The 25,344-nt window shown below is 72.7% G+C and carries 27 protein-coding genes; 11 read left to right on the top strand and 16 right to left on the bottom strand.

The annotated features are described in order from the left end of the window. Window positions 1–35: 35 nt before the first annotated feature. Entirely contained in the window at window positions 36–914 is an 879-nt protein-coding gene (locus ACZ4N4_RS11120; protein ID WP_467586901.1) for a DUF4349 domain-containing protein, read from the bottom strand. A 153-nt stretch (window positions 915–1,067) separates the two neighbouring features. Here ACZ4N4_RS11120 and hemG point away from each other — a divergent pair, with 153 nt between their 5' ends. After that, window positions 1,068–2,636: a protoporphyrinogen oxidase gene (gene hemG, locus ACZ4N4_RS11115; protein WP_467586898.1), complete on the top strand. Its 1,569-nt coding sequence runs from the start codon at window positions 1,068–1,070 to the stop codon at window positions 2,634–2,636. Window positions 2,637–2,641: 5 nt separating this feature from the next. Continuing rightward, window positions 2,642–3,373, top strand: coding sequence for a hydrogen peroxide-dependent heme synthase (hemQ, locus tag ACZ4N4_RS11110; RefSeq protein ID WP_450764931.1), 732 nt, complete (start codon window positions 2,642–2,644; stop codon window positions 3,371–3,373). 6 nt (window positions 3,374–3,379) lie between these two features. On the opposite strand, the gene ACZ4N4_RS11105 is transcribed toward hemQ, so the two are convergent. The 6 genes from ACZ4N4_RS11105 to ACZ4N4_RS11080 all read right to left on the bottom strand — a co-directional run bounded on the left by ACZ4N4_RS11105 (window position 3,380) and on the right by ACZ4N4_RS11080 (window position 10,129). After that, window positions 3,380–5,017: an alpha/beta hydrolase gene (locus ACZ4N4_RS11105; protein ID WP_467586895.1), complete on the bottom strand. Its 1,638-nt coding sequence runs from the start codon at window positions 5,015–5,017 to the stop codon at window positions 3,380–3,382. A gap of 153 nt (window positions 5,018–5,170) precedes the next feature. Then, on the bottom strand, window positions 5,171–5,950 hold the full coding sequence (locus ACZ4N4_RS11100) for a TIGR04222 domain-containing membrane protein (RefSeq protein WP_467586891.1): 780 nt from the start codon (window positions 5,948–5,950) through the stop codon (window positions 5,171–5,173). 96 nt (window positions 5,951–6,046) lie between these two features. Continuing rightward, complete coding sequence (locus ACZ4N4_RS11095) at window positions 6,047–6,841, bottom strand: DUF4142 domain-containing protein (protein WP_467586888.1); 795 nt, start codon at window positions 6,839–6,841, stop codon at window positions 6,047–6,049. Between the two features lie 291 nt (window positions 6,842–7,132). Continuing rightward, window positions 7,133–8,410 (bottom strand): MbnB/TglH/ChrH family RiPP precursor modification enzyme, encoded by a 1,278-nt coding sequence (locus ACZ4N4_RS11090; RefSeq protein WP_467587690.1) that lies wholly within the window; start codon window positions 8,408–8,410, stop codon window positions 7,133–7,135. Window positions 8,411–8,538: 128 nt separating this feature from the next. Beyond that, window positions 8,539–9,306, bottom strand: a complete 768-nt coding sequence (locus tag ACZ4N4_RS11085; RefSeq protein ID WP_467586886.1) for a DUF4142 domain-containing protein — start codon at window positions 9,304–9,306, stop codon at window positions 8,539–8,541. A gap of 130 nt (window positions 9,307–9,436) precedes the next feature. Further along, a complete protein-coding gene (locus ACZ4N4_RS11080) occupies window positions 9,437–10,129 on the bottom strand; it encodes a peptidyl-tRNA hydrolase (protein ID WP_467586883.1) in 693 nt (230 codons plus the stop codon). 105 nt (window positions 10,130–10,234) lie between these two features. On the opposite strand from ACZ4N4_RS11080, the gene ACZ4N4_RS11075 reads away from it, so the two are divergent. Continuing rightward, window positions 10,235–11,107, top strand: coding sequence for an ABC transporter ATP-binding protein (locus ACZ4N4_RS11075; protein WP_467586881.1), 873 nt, complete (start codon window positions 10,235–10,237; stop codon window positions 11,105–11,107). Continuing rightward, window positions 11,104–11,775, top strand: a complete 672-nt coding sequence (locus tag ACZ4N4_RS11070) for an ABC transporter (protein ID WP_467586878.1) — start codon at window positions 11,104–11,106, stop codon at window positions 11,773–11,775. The genes ACZ4N4_RS11075 and ACZ4N4_RS11070 overlap by 4 nt, the downstream gene beginning before the upstream one ends. Here the strand turns inward: ACZ4N4_RS11070 and ACZ4N4_RS11065 are convergent. From ACZ4N4_RS11065 to zapE, 8 genes are all read right to left on the bottom strand, one after another. Beyond that, complete coding sequence (locus tag ACZ4N4_RS11065) at window positions 11,767–11,949, bottom strand: hypothetical protein (protein WP_453566258.1); 183 nt, start codon at window positions 11,947–11,949, stop codon at window positions 11,767–11,769. The genes ACZ4N4_RS11070 and ACZ4N4_RS11065 overlap by 9 nt on opposite strands. Before the next feature lie 18 nt (window positions 11,950–11,967). Further along, a complete protein-coding gene (locus ACZ4N4_RS11060) occupies window positions 11,968–12,798 on the bottom strand; it encodes a polysaccharide deacetylase family protein (RefSeq protein ID WP_467586875.1) in 831 nt (276 codons plus the stop codon). A gap of 115 nt (window positions 12,799–12,913) precedes the next feature. After that, window positions 12,914–13,177 carry a hypothetical protein gene (locus tag ACZ4N4_RS11055; protein WP_467586873.1) on the bottom strand — a complete coding sequence of 88 codons (264 nt, stop codon included), beginning with the start codon at window positions 13,175–13,177 and terminating at the stop codon, window positions 12,914–12,916. 16 nt (window positions 13,178–13,193) lie between these two features. Continuing rightward, window positions 13,194–14,114 (bottom strand): slipin family protein, encoded by a 921-nt coding sequence (locus ACZ4N4_RS11050; RefSeq protein WP_467586870.1) that lies wholly within the window; start codon window positions 14,112–14,114, stop codon window positions 13,194–13,196. A gap of 144 nt (window positions 14,115–14,258) precedes the next feature. Next, window positions 14,259–15,743: a SulP family inorganic anion transporter gene (locus ACZ4N4_RS11045; protein ID WP_467586868.1), complete on the bottom strand. Its 1,485-nt coding sequence runs from the start codon at window positions 15,741–15,743 to the stop codon at window positions 14,259–14,261. Window positions 15,744–15,751: 8 nt separating this feature from the next. Beyond that, window positions 15,752–16,330 (bottom strand): carbonic anhydrase, encoded by a 579-nt coding sequence (locus ACZ4N4_RS11040; protein WP_467586865.1) that lies wholly within the window; start codon window positions 16,328–16,330, stop codon window positions 15,752–15,754. An 89-nt stretch (window positions 16,331–16,419) separates the two neighbouring features. Beyond that, window positions 16,420–16,815, bottom strand: a complete 396-nt coding sequence (locus ACZ4N4_RS11035) for a hypothetical protein (RefSeq protein ID WP_467586862.1) — start codon at window positions 16,813–16,815, stop codon at window positions 16,420–16,422. A gap of 191 nt (window positions 16,816–17,006) precedes the next feature. Then, window positions 17,007–18,113 (bottom strand): cell division protein ZapE, encoded by a 1,107-nt coding sequence (gene zapE / locus ACZ4N4_RS11030; protein ID WP_450764958.1) that lies wholly within the window; start codon window positions 18,111–18,113, stop codon window positions 17,007–17,009. A gap of 37 nt (window positions 18,114–18,150) precedes the next feature. Here zapE and ACZ4N4_RS11025 point away from each other — a divergent pair, with 37 nt between their 5' ends. The 7 genes from ACZ4N4_RS11025 to ACZ4N4_RS10995 all read left to right on the top strand — a co-directional run bounded on the left by ACZ4N4_RS11025 (window position 18,151) and on the right by ACZ4N4_RS10995 (window position 23,764). Further along, entirely contained in the window at window positions 18,151–18,930 is a 780-nt protein-coding gene (locus ACZ4N4_RS11025; protein WP_453566275.1) for a pyrimidine reductase family protein, read from the top strand. Between the two features lie 157 nt (window positions 18,931–19,087). Next, a complete protein-coding gene (locus tag ACZ4N4_RS11020; protein WP_450764962.1) occupies window positions 19,088–19,561 on the top strand; it encodes an indole-3-glycerol phosphate synthase in 474 nt (157 codons plus the stop codon). Window positions 19,562–19,726: 165 nt separating this feature from the next. Then, window positions 19,727–21,115 (top strand): UDP-N-acetylmuramate--L-alanine ligase, encoded by a 1,389-nt coding sequence (murC, locus tag ACZ4N4_RS11015; protein WP_467586859.1) that lies wholly within the window; start codon window positions 19,727–19,729, stop codon window positions 21,113–21,115. A 13-nt stretch (window positions 21,116–21,128) separates the two neighbouring features. Continuing rightward, the gene (msrB, locus tag ACZ4N4_RS11010; RefSeq protein WP_360475941.1) at window positions 21,129–21,536 is read left to right on the top strand and encodes a peptide-methionine (R)-S-oxide reductase MsrB; all 408 of its coding nucleotides are present in this window, start codon (window positions 21,129–21,131) and stop codon (window positions 21,534–21,536) included. A gap of 145 nt (window positions 21,537–21,681) precedes the next feature. Beyond that, the gene (locus tag ACZ4N4_RS11005) at window positions 21,682–21,948 is read left to right on the top strand and encodes a hypothetical protein (RefSeq protein WP_467586856.1); all 267 of its coding nucleotides are present in this window, start codon (window positions 21,682–21,684) and stop codon (window positions 21,946–21,948) included. A 77-nt stretch (window positions 21,949–22,025) separates the two neighbouring features. Then, a complete protein-coding gene (locus ACZ4N4_RS11000) occupies window positions 22,026–22,208 on the top strand; it encodes a hypothetical protein (RefSeq protein ID WP_467586853.1) in 183 nt (60 codons plus the stop codon). 254 nt (window positions 22,209–22,462) lie between these two features. Further along, window positions 22,463–23,764: a PP2C family protein-serine/threonine phosphatase gene (locus ACZ4N4_RS10995; RefSeq protein ID WP_467586850.1), complete on the top strand. Its 1,302-nt coding sequence runs from the start codon at window positions 22,463–22,465 to the stop codon at window positions 23,762–23,764. 150 nt (window positions 23,765–23,914) lie between these two features. Here the strand turns inward: ACZ4N4_RS10995 and ACZ4N4_RS10990 are convergent, their stop codons facing one another. Continuing rightward, entirely contained in the window at window positions 23,915–25,318 is a 1,404-nt protein-coding gene (locus tag ACZ4N4_RS10990; RefSeq protein ID WP_453566631.1) for a sensor histidine kinase, read from the bottom strand. Window positions 25,319–25,344 lie beyond the last annotated feature (26 nt).

Below are 25,344 nucleotides of genomic sequence, written 5' to 3'. Positions count from 1 at the left end.
GAACACGCTACGGGGCGACGGAATTTCGGGCTTGCTCAGGTCTCCCCGCCGGGCGTGCGGCGCCGGCGGACGACCCGCCACCACAGGACCGCGACCAGGGCCGCCAGGGCCGCGAAGGGCAGGGCCGCGCCCAGCGCCAGGGCGATCCAGCGCAGCATGGTGACGAAGACGTGCCAGCCGCCCGCCAGCGCGTCCACGAACCCCGGCGTGTCGTCCTTCGCGGCCTTCGTCACCGGCGTCTGGGTGAGCGACAGGGTGATGGTGGCCAGGCTGGTGCGGTCCTTCAGGGACGCCTGCTGGGCGAGCAGCGCCTCCAGGTCGGCCTCCCGGTTGCTCAACTCCCCTTCCAGGGTGACCACGTCACTGAGCTTGGTGGCCCGGTCCATCAGCTCGCGGACCCGGGCCACGCTGGCCCGCTGCGACTTGACGCGACTGTCCACGTCCACCACCTGGTCGGTGACGTCCTGGGCCTTCGCGGTGCGGTCGAGGAGCTTGCCCGCGCCCTGGAGATCGCTGAGCACCTCGTCGTACTTCTCGGTGGGGACCCGGAGCACCACGCGGGTGCGTTCATGGCCCTGGGCGCCCCGGGTGGTGGTCTCGTTGCCGACATAGCCGCCGGCGTTCTCGGCCGTGGTGCGCGCCTCGTCGAGGGCCTTGGGCACGTCCTTGACCTGCACGGTCAGGGAGGCGGTGCGGATGATGCGGTTCACCGTGAGCGTGGGGGCCTTGTCGGTGCCCCTGCCGCTGCTGTCCTTGGCGCCCGCCAAGCCCGCCGCCTCCTGGGCCGCGCCGCCCACGTCGGCCTTGGAGTCGCCGGCGGACCCGCCGGAGCCGGCACCGGCGCCGCAGCCGGTGAGGACGAGCGCGCAGGCGAGCAGAAAGCCGGCGAGGACGGGTCGTACGGGATGTCGCATGGTTCCCCCCGAGGGTCGTGACTACTGACGCTCCTTCGACGCCGGGGCGGTGCGGGACGTTTGAGCGGGACGGTTCCGATGCGGTCACGGTCCGGACGCGCGCCGGTCACCGGGCCGGGACGGGAGTGTCGTGACGTTTGAGAGAGTGGGGTCATGAGCGCAACGGGCACGGGTCAGGTCGTCGTCGTCGGAGCCGGGATCGCGGGGCTGGCCGCGGCCCACCGGCTGCTGGAGCGCGGCGTGCGCGTGACCGTGCTGGAGGCCTCGGAGAGAGTCGGCGGCAAGCTGCTGCCCGGCGAGATCGCGGGCGTGCGGGTCGACCTGGGCGCCGAGTCGATGCTGGCCCGCCGACCCGAGGCGGTCGCCCTCGCGCGCGAGGTGGGGCTGGACGACCGGCTGCAGTCGCCGGCCACCGCCACGGCCTCGATCTGGACCCGGGGCGCCCTGCGCCCCATGCCCAAAGGCCATGTCATGGGTGTCCCCGGCACCGCAGCCGCGCTGTCCGGCGTGCTGTCCGAGGAGGGCCTCGCGCGTATCGAGCGCGACGCCGACCTGCCCCGCACCGAGGTCGGTGACGACGTCGCGGTGGGGGAGTACGTGGCCGGGCGGCTGGGCCGGGAGGTCGTCGACCGGCTGGTCGAGCCCCTGCTCGGCGGGGTCTACGCGGGCGACGCCTACCGCATCTCGATGCGCTCGGCGGTCCCCCAGCTCTACCAGGCCGCCAGGACGCACGACTCGCTGACCGAGGCCGTCCGCGAGATCCAGGCCAAGGCGGCCGCCAACCAGCAGACGGGCCCGGTGTTCATGGGCATCGAGGGCGGCGTCGGCACCCTGCCGCTCGCCGTGGCCGCCTCGGTACGGGCGCGCGGGGGCGAGATCGTCACCGGCGCACCCGTGACCGAACTGCGCCGGGTGGGACCGGGCGCGGCAGGCGACTCCGACCGTGCCGGCTCGACGGCCGGCGGATCCGGCCTCGCGCGGGCGACCACCGGGGCGGACGGGGACCGCGCGGCGGGCTGGGGCGCCCCCGGCGGCTCGCACACCGGGTGGCGGGTCGTCGCAGGTGACCGGGTGCTGTACGCGGACGCCGTGATCATCGCCGTGCCGGCCCCCGTCGCCGCCGCCCTGCTGCGCGCCGAGGTGCCCGCCGCCGCGGCCGAACTGGCCGCCGTCGAGTACGCCTCGATGGCCCTGATCACCCTCGCCTACCGCCGCGCCGACCTCGCCCTGCCCGAGGGCAGCGGTTTCCTGGTGCCGCCCGTCGACGGCCGCACCATCAAGGCCGCCACCTTCGCCTCCCAGAAGTGGGGCTGGATCGCCGACGAGGACCCGGATGTCGTCGTGCTGCGCACCTCGGTCGGGCGGTACGGCGAGACGGAGGTGCTGGGGCGTGCGGACGCCGACCTCCTCGACGTCTCCCGGCACGACCTGCGCGCGGCCACCGGCCTGGCCGCGGCCCCCGTCGCCACCCGGGTCACCCGCTGGACCGACGGTCTGCCCCAGTACCCGGTCGGCCACCACGCGCGCGTGGCCCGCGTCCGCGAGCACGTCGGCCGGCTCCCGGGCCTGGCGGTCTGCGGCGCGCAGTACGACGGGGTGGGCATCCCCGCCTGCATCGCGAGCGCGTACGCGGCCGTCGACCAGCTGGGCGGTGACCTGGCGGCGGTGCGGGAGCTCACCGCCAACCCGGTGCAGAGCCTGCACGGCGGAGCGGGAGAATAGGGACCATGAGTGACGACGCCCCTATCACCGCCTCCGAGCGGATCCCGAACAAGGGCAAGCTGGCCAAGGACCTCAACGAGGTCATCCGCTACACCCTGTGGTCGGTCTTCAAGCTGAAGGACGTGCTGCCCGAGGACCGCACGGGCTACGCCGACGAGGTCCAGGAGCTGTTCGACCAGCTCGCGGCCAAGGAAGTGACCGTGCGCGGCACCTACGACCTCTCCGGTCTGCGCGCCGACGCCGACCTGATGATCTGGTGGCACGCCGAGGACAGCGACCAGCTCCAGGAGGCGTACAACCTCTTCCGCCGCACGAAGCTGGGCCGCGCCCTCGCGCCGGTCTGGTCGAACATGGCGCTGCACCGCCCCGCCGAGTTCAACCGCTCCCACATCCCGGCCTTCCTCGCCGACGAGACGCCGCGCAACTACGTCAGCGTGTACCCGTTCGTGCGCTCGTACGACTGGTACCTGCTGCCCGACGAGGACCGCCGCCGGATGCTCGCCGACCACGGCAAGATGGCCCGCGGCTACCCGGACGTGCGGGCCAACACGGTCGCCTCGTTCTCGCTCGGCGACTACGAGTGGATCCTGGCCTTCGAGGCCGACGAGCTGTACCGCATCGTCGACCTCATGCGTCATCTGCGTGCCTCCGAGGCCCGGATGCACGTCCGCGAGGAGGTCCCCTTCTACACGGGCCGGCGCAAGGACGTCGCGGAGCTGGTCGCGGGCCTCGCCTGACGACGCTCAGCGCTGGCCGGCCTTGCCCTTCAGGGAGTCCCGCAGCTTCTTCTGCTGGGCACGGCCGGCCGGCTTCGGCTCCGGGTGCCCCGCGCAGGACGCCCGCCGCTCCGGGAGCCGGCCCTCCAGCAGGTAGGCCTCCAGATAGCCGTTGACGCACTTGTTGGGGCCGCCGCCGATGCCGTGGGTGCCCGCGTCCCGCTCGGTCACCAGCACCGAGTCGGCCAGCCGCCGGTTCAGCTCCAGCGCGCCCGCGTACGGTGTGGCCGCGTCCCGCTCCGCCTGCAGGATCAGCGTCGGCCGCAGCTCACCGGGACCGGTCCGCACGTCCAGGGCCTTCTGCCGGGGCACCGGCCAGTAGGCGCAGGGCAGATTCATGAAGGCGTTGTCCCAGGTCTCGAACGGCGCCACCCGCGCCAGCCGGGTGTTGTCCCGGTCCCAGGTCCTGAAGTCCGTCGGCCAGGCCGCGTCGTTGCACTCGACGGCCGTGTAGACCGCGTTGCCGTTCTCCGCCGCGGCGGCCGTCGCCGCCGTCGGCGACGCCAGCCGGACCAACGGCTTCGCGTCTCCCTTCAGGAACTTCGACAGCGCCTCCGCGCGGCTCGGCCAGTAGTCGTCGTAGTACCCGGCCGACAGGAAGGCGCCCTGCAACTGCGCCGGCCCGACCTTCCCGCCGGCCGCCTTCTTGGCCAGCCGCTTGCTCGCGCGGTCGTAACTCGCCTGCACCTTCGTGGGCGTGTCGCCCAGCCCGTACACGTCGTCGTGCTCGGCGATCCACTCGCGGTAGTCCGCCCAGCGGCTCTCGAACGCGGCCGACTGCTCCAGGTTGGCGCGATACCAGATCTGCGCCGGGTCCGGGTTCACCGCCGAGTCCAGCACCATCCGCCGTACGTGCGAGGGGAACAGGGTGGCGTACAGCGCGCCGAAGTAGGTGCCGTAGGAGGCGCCGATGAAGGTCAGCCGGTTCTCGCCGAGCGCGGCGCGCAGCACGTCCAGATCACGGGCGTTGTTGAGCGAGGTGAAGTACCTCAGCCTGCTCCCGGACCGCTTGAGGCAGCCGCGCGCGTACGCCTTCGCCTCGGCGACCCGCGCCTTCTTGTACGCCGCCGACGGGTGCGTCGGCGACGGGGACGGCGCCTTGAAGAAGCGCTTGGGGTCGACGCAGGACAGCGGCGCCGAACGGTCCACCCCGCGCGGGGCGTAGCCCACCAGGTCGTAGGCGGCGGCGAGGCGCTTCCACTCGGGCAGCACGCCGACCATCGGGAAGGCCATGCCGGAGGCACCGGGGCCGCCCGGGTTGTAGACCAGGGCGCCCTGCCGGGGCACCTTGCGCTTGCTGTTGTGCGGGTCCTTGTGGGTGGCCCGCACCCGGCTGACGGTCAGTCTGATCTGCTTGCCGTCCGGATGCGCGTAGTCGAGCGGGACGCTCAGCGTGCCGCACTGGAAGGAACTCGGGTAGTCCAGTCCGGCGGCGCACTTGCCGAAGTCGATGCCCTCCGCGCGCGCCCGCGCGGCGGCCACGGCGGTACCGCGCAGTTCGGTCGTCGCCGCGTCCGGGACGCGGGGGGCGCTCCCGGCCGGGCCGGCGGCCAGGGTGGTCAGGATCAGGGACCCGGCTGCCGAATACAGGGCGGGGGCTCTCATGGCGTATCCCTTTCGGTGCGGTCGCTGCGTGGCGCGGCAGCAACGGCACCGCAGCGCCTGCACGGCAGCAATAAAAGGGATATTTCGACCGGTTGCCGGCGAAGGCAAGCACCATCGGCCGGTGTCGGCGCCAATGCCCCTATACGCCCCCGCTCACTCCCGCGGGAGCTGGTCCCGGTGTGCGAAGGCCGCACGCAGCTCCGGTTCGCCGATCGCGCGGATACCGCGGACGGCGACCGAGGCGAGCAGCGAGTGGTCGTCGGCCGCCCGGTTCGCCCGCCGGTGCAGTACGCCCAGCAGCCGCTGCCCCGCCGGGGACGCCCAGCGCGCGTACGGGTGCACCTCGACGCGGGCGATGGCCAGGCAGCTCAGCGTCAGCGTGAGGGGCAGCGCGAACCACACGGCGACCAGGTCGCGGGGCATCTCGGTCGGGGCGGGCAGCACCAGGGCGGCCACCGCCAGCCCGAACACGGCGAGTGCGGCGGCCCGGACCTGGCGCACGCCCGACGCGACCGTCGTACGCGCCGCCACGTCCGGCACCGCGAGCCCGGCCCGCACCAGCCCCTCGCCCAGACTCCGCACGGCGTCCGCGCCGGCCGCCGCCGAGCGCACCGGCGCTATCCGCGACTGCCCCTCCGGCCCGATGGCACCTATCACCGAGCGCTCCATCTCGTCCCGCGCGAGCGGGTCCACGACGGTCGCCCAGCCGGTGTGGGCGAGCAGCAGTCGCTGTTGGCGGGCCATGGACACCATGGTCAGATCGGCGACCCGCGCGGGCCCGCCGGACAGGAACGCGGCCTCGTACAGCGTCAGATCGTGTCCCCGGCCGGTGTCCGTGTCGGTCGCCGCCGTGCGTACGGCGGCCAGGCACAGCCGAGTGCAGGCGGTGCCGGCGACGGCCCAGGCCAGGAGCAGGAGAAGGACCCAGAACATGACGCGTTTCTATGCCAGGGGCTTGGGAAACGCCATGCCCTGTTCACATTCCGGACCGAGTGTTGTCGGTACGTGACGTTCCGTTTCCCGTGCAGGTCAGGGGCTGTCGGGCGGCGGGGGACTGGAGGCGGCGGGCGGCAGCGGGTATGTCGAGGCCGACGGCGGGGCCGGCACCGGTGACGGTAGGACCGGGATCGCGTCGCTCGGCGCGAAGACCGGCGGCGAGGCGGCGGGCGAGGGGGTGACCGCCAACTGCTGTGCGAGGGCGGCGAAGTCGACGTAGCCGGTGGCCTCCAGGACCTTGATGTGGTCCAGGACGGTGGTGTTGGCGTCGTCGGCGAGATCGCGGACCAGGGTGTTCTGGGTGCCGGCGCGGACCTGGGCGACGACCGAGAAGACCCGGCCGTGGGCCAGCCGCGCGATATTCGCGAACTGCCGGTCGAAGTCCTGCCCCTGCGCCTCGGTCAGCGTGGCGAGCCACTGTCGCTGCTGGTCGTTGGGCTGGTTGGGAATCGGCACGCCGAGCTGGGCGGCGACGCTGCGGACGTGTGCGTCGAGGGCGGCGTGACCGTCGACGAGGTGGTGGCCCGCGGCCCGTACGGCCTGGGTGGTGCCCTTCCGCTCCGCCATCTCCCCGGCCGGCAGCTCCCAGAGCCCGGCGAGCCGCACCTTGACGATGAAGTCCCGGTCGAGGGCGGACAGCGGGCCGTAGCGGGTCGACACGGTCCGGGCGCTCAGCACGTTCACCGTGCCGGTCGGGTCCGAACGGTCGGCGTACGACCAGATCGGGAAGACCAGGGCGGCGAGGGTCGCCCCGAGACAGGTGATGATCAGCCCAGTGCCGGAGAATATGCCTCGGCCTTGGACGGGGGGTCGGGAACGCGCGCGCATGATGCCTCCTGCACCGCACGGCTGGGGCTTCGCCGTGCGGGCTTGGCATATTACCGAGGGCGCGGTGTGGGGGCCGGGACGAGGGGTTGGTGGGGGTCTGGGCCGGATGTCGGGTGCGGCACGAGTGCCCACGGCCATGCGGCTCCGTGGCTATGCAGGACACGGCTGAACAGCGCCCTGTCAGGGGCGCGGGGAACCGCGCGACCAGCCACACACGGCCCCGCACCCGACATCCGACCGATGCGGCACCCTGGCCGACGCCGGCAAGTGGCCCCCCGGCCGCGCCTCCCCCTAGCCTCGCCGCTGCAACGCCCTTCGGGCAGCCGACCGCCGGGGCGTCGCGCCCGCTCGGTCCCGCCACCACTTTTCCAGCCGGCGCTGGGACGTCCTGTCTCCCGCCCCGCCGTCGCCCAGCAGGCGTCCCGCGAAGTCCAGGGCGTCCCGCCGGTAACCCCCGGTCATCGGCCGCTCCAGCGCATACGCCAGGAACGCCGGCCGATACCCCGCCCCCAGGATCTCCGGCAGTTCCGGGGCCACCTTCGCCACCACGTCCGCCCGCTTCGACGCCAGTGCCCGCGCCTGCACCCCCATCCGCAGCCGGTCGAACCCCTCCGGTACGGGTGTCCCCGCGACCAGGGACGACAGCACCGCGGTCTGTGCGAGCCCGACACGTTGCCGGGTGGCGTCGGTCACCTCGGGCGCGGTCGGCCGCGCCGAGGCGTCGAACCGGCGGCCGGTGTCCGCGCCCCCCGCCGCCACCGCCCCGCGGATCGCCGCCAGCTCCCGCTCCAGTTCGGCCGGTTCGGGGAAGTTCTCGTCCCGCTCCAGCAGCACTCCCGGCGGTGTGACCCGGGACGCGAGGTCGGTCAGGACGTCCAGGACCTCCGGGGGTACCGGGTGGGCGTGGCTGTCGTGCCAGACGCCGTCCCGCTCGAAGCCGCCCGCGACATGGACGTAGGCGATGGCCTCGACGGGGAGTTCGGCGAGCGCCTTGGCGGGGTCCTCGCCCCGGTTGACGCGGTTGGTGTGCAGGTTCGCCACATCGATCAGCAGCCGTACCCCGGTGCGGTCGACGAGGTCGTACAGGAACTGTCCCTCGGTCATCTCCTCGCCCGGCCAGCAGATGAGCGCGGCGATGTTCTCGACGGCGAGCGGCACGGGCAGCGAGTCCTGCGCGATGCGGACGTTCTCGCAGAGGACGTCGAGCGCGTCCCGGGTGCGCGGCACGGGAAGCAGGTGGCCAGCCTCCAGAAGCGGCGAGGCCGTCAGCGGGCCGCCCGCGCGGACGAACGCGATGTGCTCGGTGACGAGAGGGGAGCCCAGCGCCTCCGCCCGCTCGGCGAGCGCCGAAAGACGGTGCTCCTCCGGGCGGTCCGCGCCGCCGAGGCCCAGGGAGACACCGTGCGGTACGACCGTCACCCCGCGCTCGCGCAGCCGCCGCAGCGACTCGGGGAGGTGACCCGGGCAGGTGTTCTCGGCCACGACCTCGACCCAGTCGATGCCGGGCATGCACTCCACGGCGTCCGCGATCTCCGGCCGCCAGCCGATGCCCGTTCCCAGCCTCTCCACGGTCATGGCCGCCCCCTCCTCATCCGAATGACGGGGGTATGGCCCCGGAGCGCGTCCGCCAACCTCGTTGCCTGCCGCTTCAGAGCAACATTTGAGGTTCGGGTCCGCGCTCCGGGGAGCCGAACCGGCTATCCGCCGAGCACGCCCAGCGAGTCCACCGGGTCCGGGCGTGCGGTGTTCACCGTGCCCGGCGCGCCGGGCGAGGGCCGGGACGTGCCCCGCACGCCACCGCTGGCCTGCGCGGCCGGAGCGGAGGGCACCACCACTCCCGGCGCCGGCACCGCCGGACCGGTCGGGCTCGCCGTGGTGGAGCCGGCGATCTCGTTGGCGATCGCCTCGAAGTCGACCTTCCCGGTCTTCTCCAGGATCGTGATGTGGTCCAGCACGGTCTGGTTGGCGTCCGAGGCCAGCTGCCGCACCAGGCTGTTGCGGGTGGTGTTCCGTACCGTCCCGATCGCCGGGAAGATCTTGCCGTGCGCGGCGCGCAGCAGGTTCACGAACTTGTACTCGTACTCCGCGCCGGTGGCCGCCGACATCTCCTGGAGCCAGCCCTGCTGCTGCTCGTTGGGCACGTTGGGCAGTTCGACGCCCAGCTGCGCCGCGATGATCCGGACCCGCCGGTCCAGGTCGGTGTGGCCGACGATCAGATGGTCCCCGGCCTCCTTGATCTCCGCACTCGGCGCCCGCTCGACGGCCTGCTGTCCGGCCGGCAGCTCCCAGAGCCCGGCCAGCCGGACCCGCACGATCAGATCGCGGTCCGAGGCGGACAGCGGACCCCACTGGGTGGCCACGGTCCCCGCCGCCAGGTTCGCCTGCCCGGTGCCGGAGCGGTCGGCGTACGACCACACGGGATAGGCGAGCACGCCGAGTGTGGCGGCGAGGGCCGTCAGGATCATGGCCGTACCGTTGAAACGCCGCAAGGGATGCCTCCCCGTGTCGCTGGTTCAGTGACCGGACGTACGGGTGGGACGGCGGCGGTGTTCAAACAAACGGCAAAGTTCGTCAGGGTATTCAAAAAATCCCAGGTCAGCGCAGTACGGGATGGTCCGCGACCACGGTGCAACTGCCCGGCGCGATCTCGGTGAACCCGGCGTCCCGCACCAACGGCAGCCCGCTGTCCGTCAGTTCACGCCACTCGGCCGGATCGGCGGTCCGCACGGCGAGCGGGAACCCGGCCCCGCGCCAGGCCTCCCGCTCCTCCTCCGACAGTGCCCACCAGGCCAGTTGGGCCCCGTGCCCGGCCTGCGCCATCGCCTTCCCCGCCGACATCTCCAGCTCCGGGTTCAGCCACAGCACGGCCTGCGCCCGGTCGGCGTCGGCGGGCGGCTCGGGATCGTCCAATTCCGTCCCGGACACCTGCAACTTCGCGAGCTCCTTGGGCCACCCGTCCAGGGGGACCGGCGGAAACACCCGTACCTCGGCGGACTTCCCCGTGAGAGTGATCCCGGGGAGCTCCCCGGCCCGCCGCCACTCGGCCCCCCGGGCCCGCCGCACGACCTTACGGATCCGAGCGTCCTCCCAGTCCCGCATCGACTGAGCCCATTCCCCGTCCCCAAGGGAGCGCGGATCACCGAGCATGCTCAGCACGGCCCGCGCGGCGGTTTCGAGAGCGTCGGTGCGGGCGGGTGGAGCCGCCTTCTCGATCCGCACGACAAGAGGCAGTACGAACTGGGGTGCTTCGTCCCGACTGTTGGCCGAGACCTGAAAAGGAGCGCTCACCGCACCAACCTTAAGGGGCGCGGGGAACTGCGCGACCAGCCACATACGACCGGCACCCCGCAGCGATGCGCACCGCCTGCCCCCTCCCGGCACGACAATGTCGGCATGCACCGTGATCTTGAACTGGCCCGCGTAGGCCGCCGCTACGGCATACGCGGCCCCTGGGTATTACGAGGCATCGACCTCACCATCACCCCCGGCACCCTCACCCGCGTGGAAGGAGCGAACGGCACCGGCAAGTCCACCCTGCTTCGCATCGTCGCCGGCATAGACATTCCCACCGAGGGCCGTATCACCGGCCGCCCCCGCACCGCGTACGTGCCCGAGCGCTTCCCCTCGGCCCTCCCCTTCACCCCCTCCGGCTACCTCACCCACCTCGGTACCGTCCACGGCCTCTCGCGCAGGTCGGCCGCCGCCCGCGCGGCGGACTGGCTGGAGCGGTTCGGCGCCGCGGCCTACGCGGCGACACCCATGGCCCAGCTCTCCAAGGGCACCAGCCAGAAGGTCGCGGTCGCCCAGGCCCTGCTCGCCGACCCCCGGCTGCTCGTCCTCGACGAGGCCTGGACCGGCCTGGACGCCGAGGCCCGCGCGGAGCTGGAACGGGCCGTCGCCGAGCGGACCGCGGCCGGGGGCGCCGTCGTCTTCGTCGATCACGATCCCCGGCGCCTCGCGGGCGCCCCCGACGCGACCTACCAGGTCGTCGACGGCACCCTCAGACCCCGTGCCGCACAGGTGACCTCACCCGTCGGTCCGCACACCGTCGTCACCGTCCGGGGCCCCGCCGGCGGCCGCCTCCCCGCCGAAGCGACCCGCACGGCTGCTTCCGCCGAGGAACCGGCCCCCGGCACCTACCGTCTTACGGTTCCCGCGTCCCACTCGGACCTGGTGCTGCGTGCCCTTCTCACGGCCCACCCGCCGTGGCACGTGGTCACCGTCAGCCCCTCGGACGTCCCACCGGACGAGAAAGCCCGCTCATGACCGCACTCCTGCGCTACCAGACCGCACTCCTCCTGCGCTCCCAGCGCTGGCTGCCACCGGTGATCCTGTACGCCGTGTTCCTGGGCGTGGGTGTGCAGAGCGGTCAGCCGGTGCTGGACTCGCTCGGCTACACGGCCGCCGCACTGCTGCCGGTGGCCGCCTGGCTGGTACGGATCTGTGTCACGGGAGAACCGTCGGCCGCCCGCGCCTGTGTCACGGCGGCGCGGGGCCCGGCCAGGGTCCATCTGGCCGCCCTGCTCACCGCCCTCGCCGCCGCCGCCCTGCTCGGCACGGCGGCGACCCTGACCGTGACGGTGATCAGCCGGCACGCCACCAACGACCACCGGCTCGCCGTACCACCCCTGGGGGCCGGAGCCGCCGGTCTGCTCGCGACCCTCGCCTGCGCGCTGCTCGGCAGTGCCGTCGGCGCGCTCACCAACCGGCCGCTGCTGCGCTCACCGGGCCGGGCGGTGCCCACGATGCTGCTCGCCGCGCTGCTCGCGGTGGTGGTCGCGGGCTCTCCGGCGCACGCCGCGATCACCGGTCTGGTCTCCGGCTCGGAGTCCGGCCGGGTCCCGGTGTCACCCCTGCCCCTGGCCGCGGCGGCCCTGCTCACCGCCGCGGCCTTCACCGCGGCCTGCGTCCTCAACGGCCGCCGCTCATCCTGAGCAGGCGGTCCGCTGCGCCTCCTGCCACTCGCACCGCGGACACATCGTGATGCCCTTGTAGGACGCCGGGTACTCGGTCGGCTCCCGGCACAGCACGCACTCGGCGTACGGCGGACCGTCCGCCGTCGGCGGCTTGGCGGCCTCGGAGATCGTGCAGTAGCCCTCGTCGCTCATGTCTCCAGCGTAGGACGGTCAGCGATGACCGGGCGTCTCGCCGATCAGCTCGGACACCTTCACGAACCGGAAGCCCCGCTTGCGCAGCTCCGGTACCACGCTGCGGACCACCCGCTCGGTGGTCGGGGCGGCGCTGCGCGTGCAGTGCATGACGACCACGGAGCCGGGCTTCACCCCGTCCAGCACCTGCTTGGTCACGGCGTCGGCGTCGGTCGCGAACGCGTCGCCGCTCACCACGTCCCACTGCACCGCGGTGACCCCGAGCGAGCCGACCGCGCGCAGTGCCTGTTGGTCGTAGCAGCCGCCGGGAAAGCGGAAGTACGGCATCGGATGCGGCACGCCCGCCCTGAGCAGTGCGGCGTAGGCGCGCTGCACGTCCGGCTTCATGTTCGCGGCGGAGACGGTCGGCAGGCCGTAGCAGTCGCCGGTGAACGCGTAGTGGCTGTAGGAGTGGTTGGCCACCTCGAACTGCGGGTCGCGGCCGAGGGAGCGGGCCTGGTCCGGGTACTCGTCGGCCCAGCGGCCGGTCATGAAGACCGTGGCCGGCACCTTCAGCCGGCGCAGGGTCGCGATCAGCGCGGGGTTGTCGAAGTGCTCGCCGGCGGCCGCGCGAGGCCCCTGGTCGGCGGTCATGTCGGCGTCGAAGGTCAGGGCGACGGTCTTGCCCAGGGTGCGCGGACCGTTGGAGAAGACGGGTGCCTGGCCGCCGGGGCCCGCAGGGAGCGTGGGCGGCTTGGCGGCGGGGGCCGGCCGGGCGGGGGCCGGGTGGCCGGCGCGGCCGGTGTGGGGGGCCTGGGCGGTGCCGCAGGCCGCGAGCGCGGCGCTCAGGGCGACGCAGGCGACGGTCATACCGGTAAGACGGCGGACTGATCGGATCACCCTATGAACGTAGGTCGGATTGTCCGGTTTTTCTGGGTGGCGCGGCGCCCGGGCCGCGGGGGTCACCCGGGCGGCGGCTGTCCCCTCACCGTGTCCTCAGCGGCCGTTCCCGGCACTCCGCCACGTCGAAGTCTGCCTTCGGGTAGCGCGGGTCGAGCTCCTCCAGGTGCTCCAGGAGAAGGCGGCCGATCGCGCGGTCGCCGGCCGTGCCCGCCGCCCACGGTCGTTCCTGGAGACCGGCCAGGCGCTCGCTCAGCTCGGCCGTCGCGGTGCGCGCGGCCGCCTTGTCGTCGGGTCCCGCGGGGCGGGCGTCGGCCGGCCGGGCGTCCAGGCCGGCGCGCTCGCCCACCGGGAGCCGGAGCAGGTCACGCGGAGCGCGGTCGCTGTCGTCCGTACGCTTCGGGTGCCTCCTCGGCACGGGCACGCCTTTCGCCGGGGTCCGGGTGTCCGGGTTCGGAGGGTTCCGAGAGTTCGGCGAGCCCGGCTAGATCGGAGGGAACGTACGGTGCGCCGCCGTTCGGCGTGGGCTGCTGGGCCCGCTCCAGGAAGCGCAGCAGCTCCACCGGGAAGGGCAGCACCAAAGTGGAGTTCTTCTCGGCCGCCACCGCCACGATCGTCTGGAGCAGCCGCAGCTGCAGGGCTGTCGGGGTCTTCTCCATCTGCTGGGCCGCCTCGGCCAGCTTCTTCGAGGCCTGGAACTCGGCGTCGGCGTTGATGATCCGGGCCCGGCGCTCCCGGTCGGCCTCGGCCTGGCGGGCCATCGAGCGCTTCATCGTGTCCGGCAGCGACACGTCCTTGATCTCGACCCGGTCCACCTGGACGCCCCAGCCCACGGCCGGACTGTCGATCATCAGCTCCAGGCCCTGGTTGAGCTGCTCACGGTTGGAGAGCAGGTCGTCCAGGTCGCTCTTGCCGATGATGGACCGCAGCGAGGTCTGGGCCATCTGCGAGACGGCGAACTTGTAGTCCTCGACCTTGACCAGCGCGCTCACCGCGTCGACCACCCGGAAGTAGACGACCGCGTCCACGCGCACGGTGACGTTGTCGCGGGTGATGCCCTCCTGGGCGGGAACCGGCAGCGTGACGATCTGCATGTTGACCTTGTGCAGCCGGTCCGCGAACGGGATCACCAGATTGAATCCGGGCTGTCGTACGCCACCGGTGACCCGGCCGAGCCGGAACAGCACCCCTTGTTCGTACTGCTTGACGACCCGCGCCGCCGCGGCCAGATACAGCGCACCGACGCAGAGCGCCGCCACCACCGCGACCAGCAGCTCCTGAACCATCACGACCCCCAGCCAGAGAGGTCCGGTATGTCTGATGCTGCAACGATATGCCCGGCAGCCCGTTCGGGGCCACGGTCGCCGGGAGCAGGTCCGGGCCGGGATGCCGAGGGGCGTCGGCAACCCGGCCCGGAAGCGGCCGTCGGTTCAGACGGCCGTGACCCGGGTGGTCCCGGCCGAGGCGGCCGTGACCTGCACCGGTTCGGTGCCGGCGTCGCTGTGCCGCTCGGCCCAGCCCTCCAGCGCGGTCCGGCAGGCGTGGTCGAGATGATGCAGACCGGACAGATCCACCCGGATCGGGCGGTCCTGGGGCAGTGCCTCCAGACTGTCGAGGATCTTGGGCAGCCGCAGGAAGGTCGCGTTGCCCGAGAGGTGCGCGTCGATCGGGCCCGCGCCCTTGTCGATCACCTCCAGCTTGATGTGCGAGGCCTCCCAGGCGGTCTTGACGATCGACAGGGCCAGTCCGATGAGCACGCCCTCGAACATGCTGACCGCGACGATCGACACCGCGGTGACGACCAGGATCAGCGCCTCGCCCCGGTGCTCGCGCCACAGGACGGCCAGCGCCCGCACGGGGATGAGCTTGGCGCCCGAATAGACCAGGATTCCGGCGAGCGCCGGGATCGGTATGTGGCCGAGGACTCCCGGCAGCAGCGCGGCGAACAGCAGCAGCCAGACGCCGTGCAGCACCCGGGACGCCTTCGTCCTGGCGCCCGCCTGCACATTGGCCGCGCTGCGCACGATCACCGCGGTCATCGGCAGCGCGCCGAGCACCCCGCAGAGCGCGTTGCCCGCGCCCTGAGCGATCAGCTCCTGGTTGTACTTGGTGCGCGGACCGTTGTGCAGTCGGTCCACGGCCGCCGCGCTGAACAGCGACTCGGCGGACGCGATCAGCGTGAACGCGACGATCGTGCCGATCACGCCGAGGCCCGCCAGTTCGCCGAAGGCGCTCAGCGGCGGCGGCTGGACGGAGTCCAGCAGTCCGTGCACCTCGACGGTGGCGACCGGGAGGCTCAGCAGGAACGCGGCCAGGGCGGCGAGGCCGACGGCGGCCAGGGGGCCCGGAACCGTCCGCACCTTCGCCGGGAGGTACTTCCACAGCACCAGGACCGCGACGGTGCCCGCACCGAGGGCGAGCGAGGCCAGCGCCTCCCCGTCCCCGAGGGCGTCCGCGAACGCCCCGGGCAGTCCGGCTATCTTCCCGGGCCCCGACTCGGGGGCCTTGGCGGCGAGCGCCGGATACAGCTGACCGGCGATCAGGACCAGACCGATTCCGGCCAGCATGCCCTCGACCACCGAGACCGAGATGGCCCGGAAGTAGCGGCCCAGCCTCAACACACCCATGGCGATCTGGAGCACGCCGGTGACGAGCACGATCACGCCGAGCACCGGCAGCCCGAACTCCTGCACCGCCTCGAAGACGAGCACGGTCAGACCGGCGGCCGGCCCCGACACCTGAAGGCTGCTGCCCCGCAGCATCCCGGTGACGAGACCGCCCACGATGCCGGTGACCAGGCCGAGTTCGGCCGGCACACCGGAGGCGACGGCCACGCCCACGCACAGCGGGAGCGCGACCAGGAAGACGACGAGAGAGGCGGTGAAGTCCTGCTTTATGTAAGGGAACTTGGTCATCGCGACGCTCACAGGGTCTCGAACGCGTCGGTGGCGGCACGGTGTTCGCGCACGGCACCGGTGTGGACCTCGTAGTACCAGCCGCGCAGGGTCAGTTCGTCCTGCGCCAGCTTCCTGTCGATGAACGGGTAGGAGCGCAGCCGCAGCAGCTGGGCGAGCACATGTCTCTGCACGCCCTCGGCGACGGCCGGGTCCTCGACGGCCCCGGTCGGGCGCGGCTCGGCACGGGCCAGCCAGTCCCGTACGGCGGGTACGGCGGTCAGGTCGTCGCCGCGCACCAGCGCGCCGACGGCGCCGCAGTGCGAGTGCCCGCAGACGACGATGTCGCGGACGCCGAGCACCTCCACGGCGTATTCGATGGTGGCCGCCTCGCCGGTGGGGTGCTCCGAGGCGTACGGGGGGACGATGTTGCCCGCGGTGCGCAGCTCGAAGAGCTCGCCCGGGCGGGCGCCGGTGATCAGGGCCGGGACGACCCGGGAGTCGGAGCAGGTGATGAACAGCACCTGCGGGGACTGGCCTGCGGCGAGCTTGGCGAACTCCTCAGGGCGCTGTCCGAACGTACGGGCGTTGTCGATGAGGGGCTGCATGATGTGTGGACTCCTCCTGGCGCGCCGGAGCGGCGCGTCGGGCTTGCACGACGGTTGTGGGGGTGACGAGCCGGGGCAGAACCCGTCGCTCAGCAGCGGAAGACCTGCAGCGCGGCCGGCGAGTGGGCTCTGGACGCTCTTGACGTGCGCTGATGGCGGCCCGCAGGGGCCGCCGAGGCCGGTATCGCCTGGGTGTGCCGGGCGGTGGGCGGACGGTCGTCGGCCCAGCCGGCGGTGGCGGTGCGATGGCGGTCGGCGCTCTGCGGCGGGCTGGGGGGCTCCCCGCAGAGGCCGTGGTCGCGGAGGGTGTGCGAGCCGTCGCGCACGACCTTCGTCGAGGGCTGCAGACCGGGCTCGGCCTTGGCCTCTGCATGACTGGCTGTGTGCGCGGCTGCGAATGTTGCCGCGGGCGCGAAGAACTGGACGGCGAGCAGGGCGGCGGCCAGGAGCGAGAACACGGCCCGGGCCGTCGTACCACGGAACATGAGCCCCCCTCGCGGCAGTTCGCGCCTCTTGTGTGCACCAAGCACAGGTCAATGGTTGGTCAAGAAACACGTTAACCCTGCAAAGTCGTTTGCAGGGTTAACTCGGTGTTGCGAACCGAAGAGAGCGTGAAAAATGCCGGTGGGGTGGCTCGATCGAGCTCTTGACCCGGCGATCTTGATCGAATAGGGGGCTATCCGGCGGCGACGAGCCCCTTGGCGTCCCGGGCCAGGGCGGTGAGCCGGGATATCGCCCGGAAGTACTTCTTCCGGTAGCCGCCGTTCAGCATCTCCTCGCTGAACAGCCTGTCGAACGGCAGCCCGGAGGCCAGGACCGGGATCTCACGGTCGTAGAGCCGGTCCGCGAGGACCACCAGCCGCAGCGCGGTCGACTGGTCCGGCACCGGCCGCACATCGGTGAGGCAGACCGCCGTCACGCCGTCGGTCAGCGCGCCGTACCGGCTGGGGTGCACCTTGGCCAGGTGGTCCAGGAGCTGCGGGAAGTCGTCGAGCGAGGCGCCCTGGGTGGCGTACGCCGCCTTGGTCACCAGTTCCTCGGAGAACGGCGCCGGCGCCTCGGGCAGGCCGCGGTGGCGGTAGTCCTCGCCGTCGATGCGCAGGGCGCGGAAGTGGGCCGACAGGCCCTGGATCTCCCGCAGGAAGTCGGCCGCGGCGAACCGGCCCTCGCCGAGCTTGCCCGGCAGGGTGTTGGAGGTGGCGGCGAGCGCGACACCCGCGTCGACCAGGCGCCCCAGCAGCGTCGATACCAGGACCGTGTCGCCGGGGTCGTCCAGCTCGAACTCGTCGATGCAGAGCAGACGGTGGCCGGAGAGGGTCTGCACGGTCTGCTGGAAGCCGAGCGCGCCGACCAGGTTGGTCAGCTCGACGAAGGTGCCGAACGCCTTCAGCGCGGGCTCGGCCGGGGTGGCGTGCCAGAGCGAGGCGAGCAGGTGGGTCTTGCCGACGCCGTAGCCGCCGTCCAGGTAGACCCCGCGGGGTCCGGCCGGGATCTTCGGTGCCTTGGCCTTCCCGAATCCGAAGAAGCCGCGCTTGCCGCCGGCCGCCGCGTGCGCTCCGCCGAGACCGGCCGCGAAGCCCTCGAGGACGCGCACGGCCTCGGTCTGGCTCGGCTGGTTCGGGTCCGGTATGTAGGTCGCGAAGCGGACCGAGTCGAAGCGGGGCGGCGGCACCATCTCGGCGACCAGCCGGTCCGCGGGGACGTGCGGCGAGCGGGCGCAGAGGGACAGCGGGGCCGCGTCGGCTATGGGGCTGACCTCGGAAGCGGCGGGAGAAGACGACACGGTGGTCCATGGTAGTTGCCGTGCCACACTGCACGACATGCGACGCCTGTTCCCTGTGACCGAAGAGACAGCGGCCCCGGCCTCCGGCGGACCGGCCGAGGGGGAGTGGAGTCTCGCCGAGCTTGCGCTCGCCTATGGCTATCCCGCGGGGCGAGAGGTCTGGCTGCGGGCCAACATGGTGTCCACGCTCGACGGCGCCGCCCAGCACGACGGACGGTCGCAGCCCATCTCCAGCGACGCCGACATGCGGGTCTTCGGCACCCTGCGGGCGCTCGCGGACGTCGTGGTCGTGGGCGCGGAAACGGTACGGCAGGAGGGGTACCGGCCGGCCCGCGCGCGTGCGGAGTTCGCCGGGGCCCGGGCGGCGGCGGGGCAGAGCGCGGCCCCCGCGGTGGCCGTCGTCACCGCGAGCCTGGACCTCGACTTCTCGCTCCCGCTGTTCACCTCGCCCCTCGTCCCCACCCTGGTCCTCACCGGCGCGGCGGCCGCCCCTGACCGCGTCGCCGCCGCCGAGCAGGCCGGCGCCCGGGTGGTGGTCGCCGGTGACGGCGTCGGGGTCGACCCCGCCCGCGCGGTCGGCGCCCTCGCCGGTCTCGGCCACACCCGGCTGCTCACCGAGGGCGGGCCCCGGCTGCTCGGGCAGTTCGTCGCCGCCGATGTCCTCGACGAGCTGTGCCTGACGATGTCCCCGATGCTCACGGCGGGGGCGGCGCAGCGCATTTCCGGGGGCCCCGGTGTCACCGTGCCCCGACGTTTCGAACTAGTGTCCTTGCTGGAGGAGGCCGGATTCCTGTTCAGCCGCTACCAGCGGTCCTGAATTCGGCGGAATCTACCGTTCCGCTTAGCTTCCGGCGGGCACACTGAATCCGGCAGCAGTACCCGTGCGATCACGGGGCAGGATGGTTTCCGCAGGGCTGGCTAGGCCCAGGGAGGACAGAGGGCCCGAGCGGCCCTCTCAGGAGAAGAGGCGCCTGGTGTTCACAAGCGTTCTGATGATCGAGAAGGCCCTGACGTCCGCGGACGTGGAGTTCGTCACCACCTTGCACGGGGACGAGCAGGTCTCCTTCCATGTGCTGCTCCAGCCGCGCGGCGACCAGGCGGACCGCCTGCTGCGGGCCATCGACGACATCGCGCTCGGCGAACTGGACGAAGCCGCGCGCGAGCGGGAGACGCCGGAGGGGGACGCGGCGAAGGGACCGGCCGAACAGGCACTCGACGTGTCCCTGGCGGGCCTGCGGGCGGCGGGGAGCGCGGCCGAGGGGCGGATGGTCGAGGACCACCCGCTGGACGCGCTCAAGACGGTGGTGGAAGAGGTCGGTGCGGACGAGGTGATCGTGCTGACCGATCCGCACTACGTGGAGGAGTTCTTCCACCGGGACTGGGCGTCGCGGGCGCGGCACAAGGTGGGGGTGCCGGTGCTGAAGCTGTTCTCGCACAGTAAGGCCTAGGCGCCGTGCGGGTGCGGTTCGCCGGCGGGTGCGGGTGTGTGGTGGCTGGTCGCGCCGTTCCCCGCGCCCCTGGGTGGGTGGGCACGCCGCCCGTTGCGGAGTGAAGCGAGTGCGAGCACATAGGCTAGGCACGCTTTCGCACGTCACCGTCTCTGGGAGAAACACATGGCACCCGGCCTTCCTTCCGCCATGGAGCGACCGCACTTCATCGGGATCGGCGGCGCCGGGATGTCGGGGATCGCCAAGATCCTCGCCCAGCGTGGGGCCCAGGTGGCCGGAAGTGACGCCAAGGAGTCGGCCACCGTCGAGGCGCTGCGCGCGCTGGGCGTCACCGTGCACATCGGGCACGCGGCCGGGCACCTGGCCGACGACGCCAGCTGTGTCGTCGTGTCGTCGGCGATCCGCCAGGACAACCCCGAGCTGGCGCGCGCGGCCGAACTGGGCATCCCCGTGGTGCACCGCTCGGACGCCCTCGCGGCCCTGATGGACGGCGCGCGGCCGATCGCCGTCGCGGGCACCCACGGCAAGACCACGACCACCTCGATGCTGGCCGTCTCGCTGACCGAGCTGAGCCGCGAGCCGTCGTACGCCATCGGCGGCGACCTGGACGCCCCCGGCTCCAACGCCCTGCACGGCGAGGGTGAGATCTTCGTCGCCGAGGCGGACGAATCGGACCGCAGCTTCCACAAGTACGCGCCCGAGGTCGCCATCGTCCTCAACGTGGAGCTCGACCACCACGCCAACTACGCCTCGATGGAAGAGATCTACGAGTCCTTCGAGACCTTCGCGGGCCGGATCGTGCCCGGCGGCACGCTGGTGATCAACGCCGATCACGAGGGCGCGCGCGAGCTGACCCGGCGGCTGGCCGGCAAGGTCCGGACGGTGACCTACGGCGACGCCGCCGATGCCGATGTGCGGGTGCTGTCCGTCGTACCGCAGGGGCTGAAGAGCGAGGTCACCGTCGTGCTGGACGGGACGGAGCTGACCTTCACGGTCTCCGTGCCCGGCCGCCACTACGCGCACAACGCCGTCGCCGCGCTCGCCGCGGGCGTGGCCCTCGGGGTTCCGGCCGCCGAGCTGGCACCCGCGCTCGCCGCGTACACGGGCGTCAAGCGCCGCCTCCAGCTCAAGGGCGAGGCGGCCGGCGTCCAGGTGATCGACTCCTACGCCCACCACCCCACCGAGATGACCGCCGACCTGGAGGCCATGCGCGCCGCCGCCGGGGACGCCCGGATCCTGGTCGTCTTCCAGCCGCACCTGTTCTCCCGTACCCAGGAGCTGGGCAAGGAGATGGGCGACGCGCTGGCCCTCGCGGACGCGTCGGTGGTCCTCGACATCTACCCGGCCCGCGAGGACCCCATCCCCGGGGTCACCAGCGAGCTGATCATCGAGGCGGCACGGGCCGCGGGCGCCGACGTCACCGCCGTCCACGACAAGGACGAGGTCCCCGCCGTGGTCGCGGGAATGACGAAGCCCGGTGATCTGGTTCTGACCATGGGCGCGGGAGATGTGACCGACCTGGGCCCGAAGATCCTGGAACGCCTGGCGAAGTAAGGGGCTGAGAGTCATGTCGTACGACGTCGACAAGCCGGACGAGCAGTGGCGGTCGGAGCTGACGCCGGCCGAGTACGCCGTGCTGCGTCAGGCGGCGACCGAGCCGGCCTTCACCGGTGAGTACACCGACACCAAGACCAAGGGTGTGTACTCCTGTCGCGCCTGCGGTGCGGAGCTGTTCACCTCCACCACGAAGTTCGAGTCCCACTGCGGGTGGCCGTCCTTCTACGACCCGAAGGACACCGACGCGGTCGAGCTGATCGAGGACCGTACGCACGGGATGGTGCGCACCGAGGTGCGCTGTGCGCGGTGCGGCTCGCACCTCGGGCACGTCTTCGAGGGTGAGGGGTACGCGACCCCGACCGACCAGCGGTACTGCATCAACTCGATCTCGTTGCGGTTGGCTCCGGACGAGACGTGAGGATTTGAGCGCAGGTCAAGTGGGGTCGGCTCTCGCCAGGGTCGACCCCGTCGCTGTTTCCGGTGCTGGATCCGTGCGGGAGTCCTGACGTCGGGAGGATCCATGGGCTGGTCGTGTTGTCAGTCCTCCCTGCCATCATCCCGCCATGTTGTACGACGCCTTGGTGGCCGAATCCCGTAGGAACGACTCCCTCGACGACGTGAGGGCCGCCGCGCTCGACCGCGTCCGCTGGCTCGTCGACCTCCTGGAACGTCAGCGGACCGAGTTCCGGCGATCCACGGGGCACGAGCACCGGCGATCCATCTCATCGCCGTTCCCGACCTGGTCTTCATCAAGCTCGTCGCCCTCGTCGGCGGCTGAGGGACCGGCACTTCTCTCGATCCTGCTGCGGCTGACCGCCGGCGAGAGCTGAGACAGCGGTAGATCAGGTGAGGGTGTTGCCCGCGCGCCCGATTCGTGCGGTCTGTTGACCGACGTAAAGAAACTGCCTTGCATTCGTCGCGTTCCCGGCACGGTCGTCCCCGCCCGGCCGCTCTCTTCCTCGGCCTGTTCGTCGCCGCCGAGAACCCGGCGGCCGCCCCGCTGCTGCGCCTGGACCTCCTCAGGAACCGGGCCTTCGCGGTCGTCTCGTCCATCGCGGTCGTCGGCATGTCCAGCGCCGTTCGGGCGTAACCGGTGTGCCGGACCGCTGGGGCCGTCCGAGTCCCGGCGGGCCCGCGCGCCGGAGGCGTCCATGGCCCGGGGAGCCCGCGCGCGGATCCGTCCGTGGCCCGCTCGCACACCGGATCCGAACTACCCGGGGGTGAGCGCGCGCCGCCGCCGACGGCGCGGCGGCCGGACTCAGGCCGCCCCGGCGCACCTCCTCCGCAGGCCGTGCGGCGCGGGTGGCTGGTGCCCCCTGGGGCGCTGTTTGACATTCTGTGAGGGTGTTGGGTGTCGCGCGATGGTTCCACTCCCGCCGGGGACCCGCGTCCGCCGACGGCCCGGGGGCAGCGGACGGGCCCCTCGCGGGCGCCGACCCCTCCACGCCCTTCAGAGCGCTGCGGGCGGCCGCGGCCGGCATCGGCACCACCCTCGACGAGTCCACGACCTGCACGGAACTGTCCCGGGCGGCGGTACGGCTGACCGGCGGCGGGGCTGCCGTGATGCGGCGGGTGGGCGAGACCGTCTCCGGCTACGAGGCGATCTCCGGCGACGCCGACATGCTGCCCGACGCCCGCTGGGTCACGGCCGTGGCCCGGGAGGCGGGCTCCCCGGCGGCCGACCACTGGGCGGACCCCTGGTTGTCCCGCCCGGCCGGCAGCCGCACCCGTCCGGCCGTGTGCGTGCCCCTGACCAGTGGTTCCGACCATTACGGCGTCCTGGTCTGCGCCCGCGAGGGGATGGCCTTCCTCCGGGCGGAGGCCGAGCTGCTCGCCCTCCTGGCCGAACGCGCGGCCTCCCACATCCGGCACGCCCGCGAGTACGAGCACGTCAACCGCACCGCCGGCGACCTGCAGCGCGCCCTGCTGTCCGAGCCCGGCCGACCGCATCCCAACCTGGACGTGTCGATCCGCTATCTACCGGCCGGCGGCCGGGTGCTGGTCGGCGGCGACTGGTGCGAGACGGTACGGCTGCACTTCGGCCGTACCCTGCTCGTCGTCGGCGACGTGATGGGCCACGGCCTGGAAGCCGCCGTCGACATGAACGCCTACCGGTCCTCGCTCCGCTACATCGCCTCCTCCGAGCTGCCCCCGCACCGGGTACTGCGCCAGATGGACGCCATCGCAGCCGACGAGGCGGACCGAAGACCCGCCACCTGCCTGCTGGTGCGCGTCGACCCGAGCCGCCGTCAGGTCACCCTGTCCAGCGCCGGCCATCTCCCGCCCGCCCTGATCACCGGGCAGGGCCGGACCTCCCTGCTGCCGGTCCCGGTGGGCCCGCCGCTCGGCACGGGCTTCGGGGGCTACGAATCGGCCACCCACCCGTTCGACCCCGGCCACACCCTCGTCCTCTTCACGGACGGACTGGTGGAACACCGTGGCGAGGACATCGACCGCTCCCTGAACCGGCTCGCGGACCTGCACTTCAGCCCCGCCGTCGGCGTGGACGTCCTGCTGGAGTCGATCCTCACCCGCCTCGACGCCCGCAACGCCGAGGACGACGTCGCGGTCCTGGCGGCCCGCCCGCATCCCCGGCAGGGCGGGTTCACCTTCGTCCCGGAGGAGGAGAGGGCACCGGGCCTGTGACGGTGGGCCCGGGGACAACGCCGGCCCGCAGGACCGCGTCGCGGCAAGTACCGCCCGGGGTCCGGTGGTTGACGCCGGACGGGGGCGCCGGGCCATGCGGGGCCTCGGCTGCGCCGCCCGCCGCCGCTGTCCGGTCCGGGCCGCCGTGGGCTACCCGGGCAACGTCAGTGTGAACACGGTCGTGCCGTCCGGGCCGTCGCCCAGCCCGATGGTGCCGCCGTGTGCCGCCACCAGGGCCCGGGCCACCGACAGGCCGAGGCCGCTGCCGCCGCGGTCGCGGCTGCGGGCCTTGTCGACGCGGTAGAAGCGGTCGAAGACCCGGGCCCGGTCGGCGGACGGGATGCCGGGGCCACGGTCGGCGACGCTCACCGTCGCCGAGCCGGGCGCCGTGGTGACCGTCACCGCGACCGGTGTGCCGGTGGGCGTGTGGACGGCCGCGTTGGTGAGGAGGTTGTCCAGCACCTGGCGGATGCGGACCGGGTCCAGACGCAGCGGGACCGGGTCCGGACCGACGGTCACCGTCAGCGGATGGTCGGCGTGCGCCGCGCGGAACGCGTCCGCGGCCTCCCGCACCAGCTCCGCCAGGTCGGCGTCCTCCAGCCGCAGCGGGGCCTCCACCTCGGCCGCGTCCAGCCGGGCCAGGAGCAGCAGGTCGTCGAGGAGGATGCCCATCCGGGCCGCCTCGGCGCGCAGCCGGGCCAGGTGCCGGTCGCGTTCCTCGGGGGCGTTGGCCGCCGCGTACTGGAAGAGGTCGGCGTAGCCGCGCACCGACATCAGCGGGGTGCGCAGCTCGTGCGAGGCGTCCGCGACGAACCGGCGCAGCCGCTGCTCGGCCTCCGCGCGGACGGCGAGGGAACGGTCGATGTGCTCGAGCATCGTGTTGAACGCGATACGCAGCTCCTCGACCTCGGGTCCGCCGCCCCGCTTGGCCGCGCGCAGCGGCAGCCGGGCCGCCGACTCCGTCAGATTGTGCGAGGCGATGCCATGGGCGGTGTGCGCCATGTCGCTCAGCGGCTCGAGACCGTGCCGCAGCAGCCGGCGGCCGAACACCACAAGGGCCAGCAGCGCCAGCCCGAAGGCCACCACCTGGACCGTGACCAGCTGCCGTACCGTGTCGTCGATGCTGTCCATCGGCGCGCCGCTGACCAGCACCACCCCCGGCTTCACCTCGCAGCCGCGCAGCCGGTACTCGCCCTCCCCGGTCAGGTCCCGGGTGCTCAGCACCTCGGTGCCCGCGGCGATCTGCGCCTTCGCGACCGACGTGAGGTCACCGATGTCCGTGGGCAGGTCGCCCCGCTCCTCCGGCTTGCGCAGCACCGGCGAGCCGTGCGAGACGTCGTACACGGCGTAGTACCAGCGGTAGTACTTCTTGCCCCGCAGGGTGCCGTTCTGCTCGATGCTCTTCGACTGGGCGGTCTGGGCGAGCCCCAGCTGGTCGTCCAGCTGGGCCGACAGGTAGTCCCGCATGTACGTGGTCAGGGCCGTGCCGACGACCGCGAACACCACCAGGGCCAGCGCGCCCAGCCCCAGCGCCAGCCGGGTGCCCAGCCGCATGTTCCGGTACCGGCGCCCGCCCCGGT

It is taken from the genome of Streptomyces sp. NPDC026538, from assembly GCF_055567535.1.
This window is presented reverse-complemented; position numbering and strand designations above follow the sequence as displayed.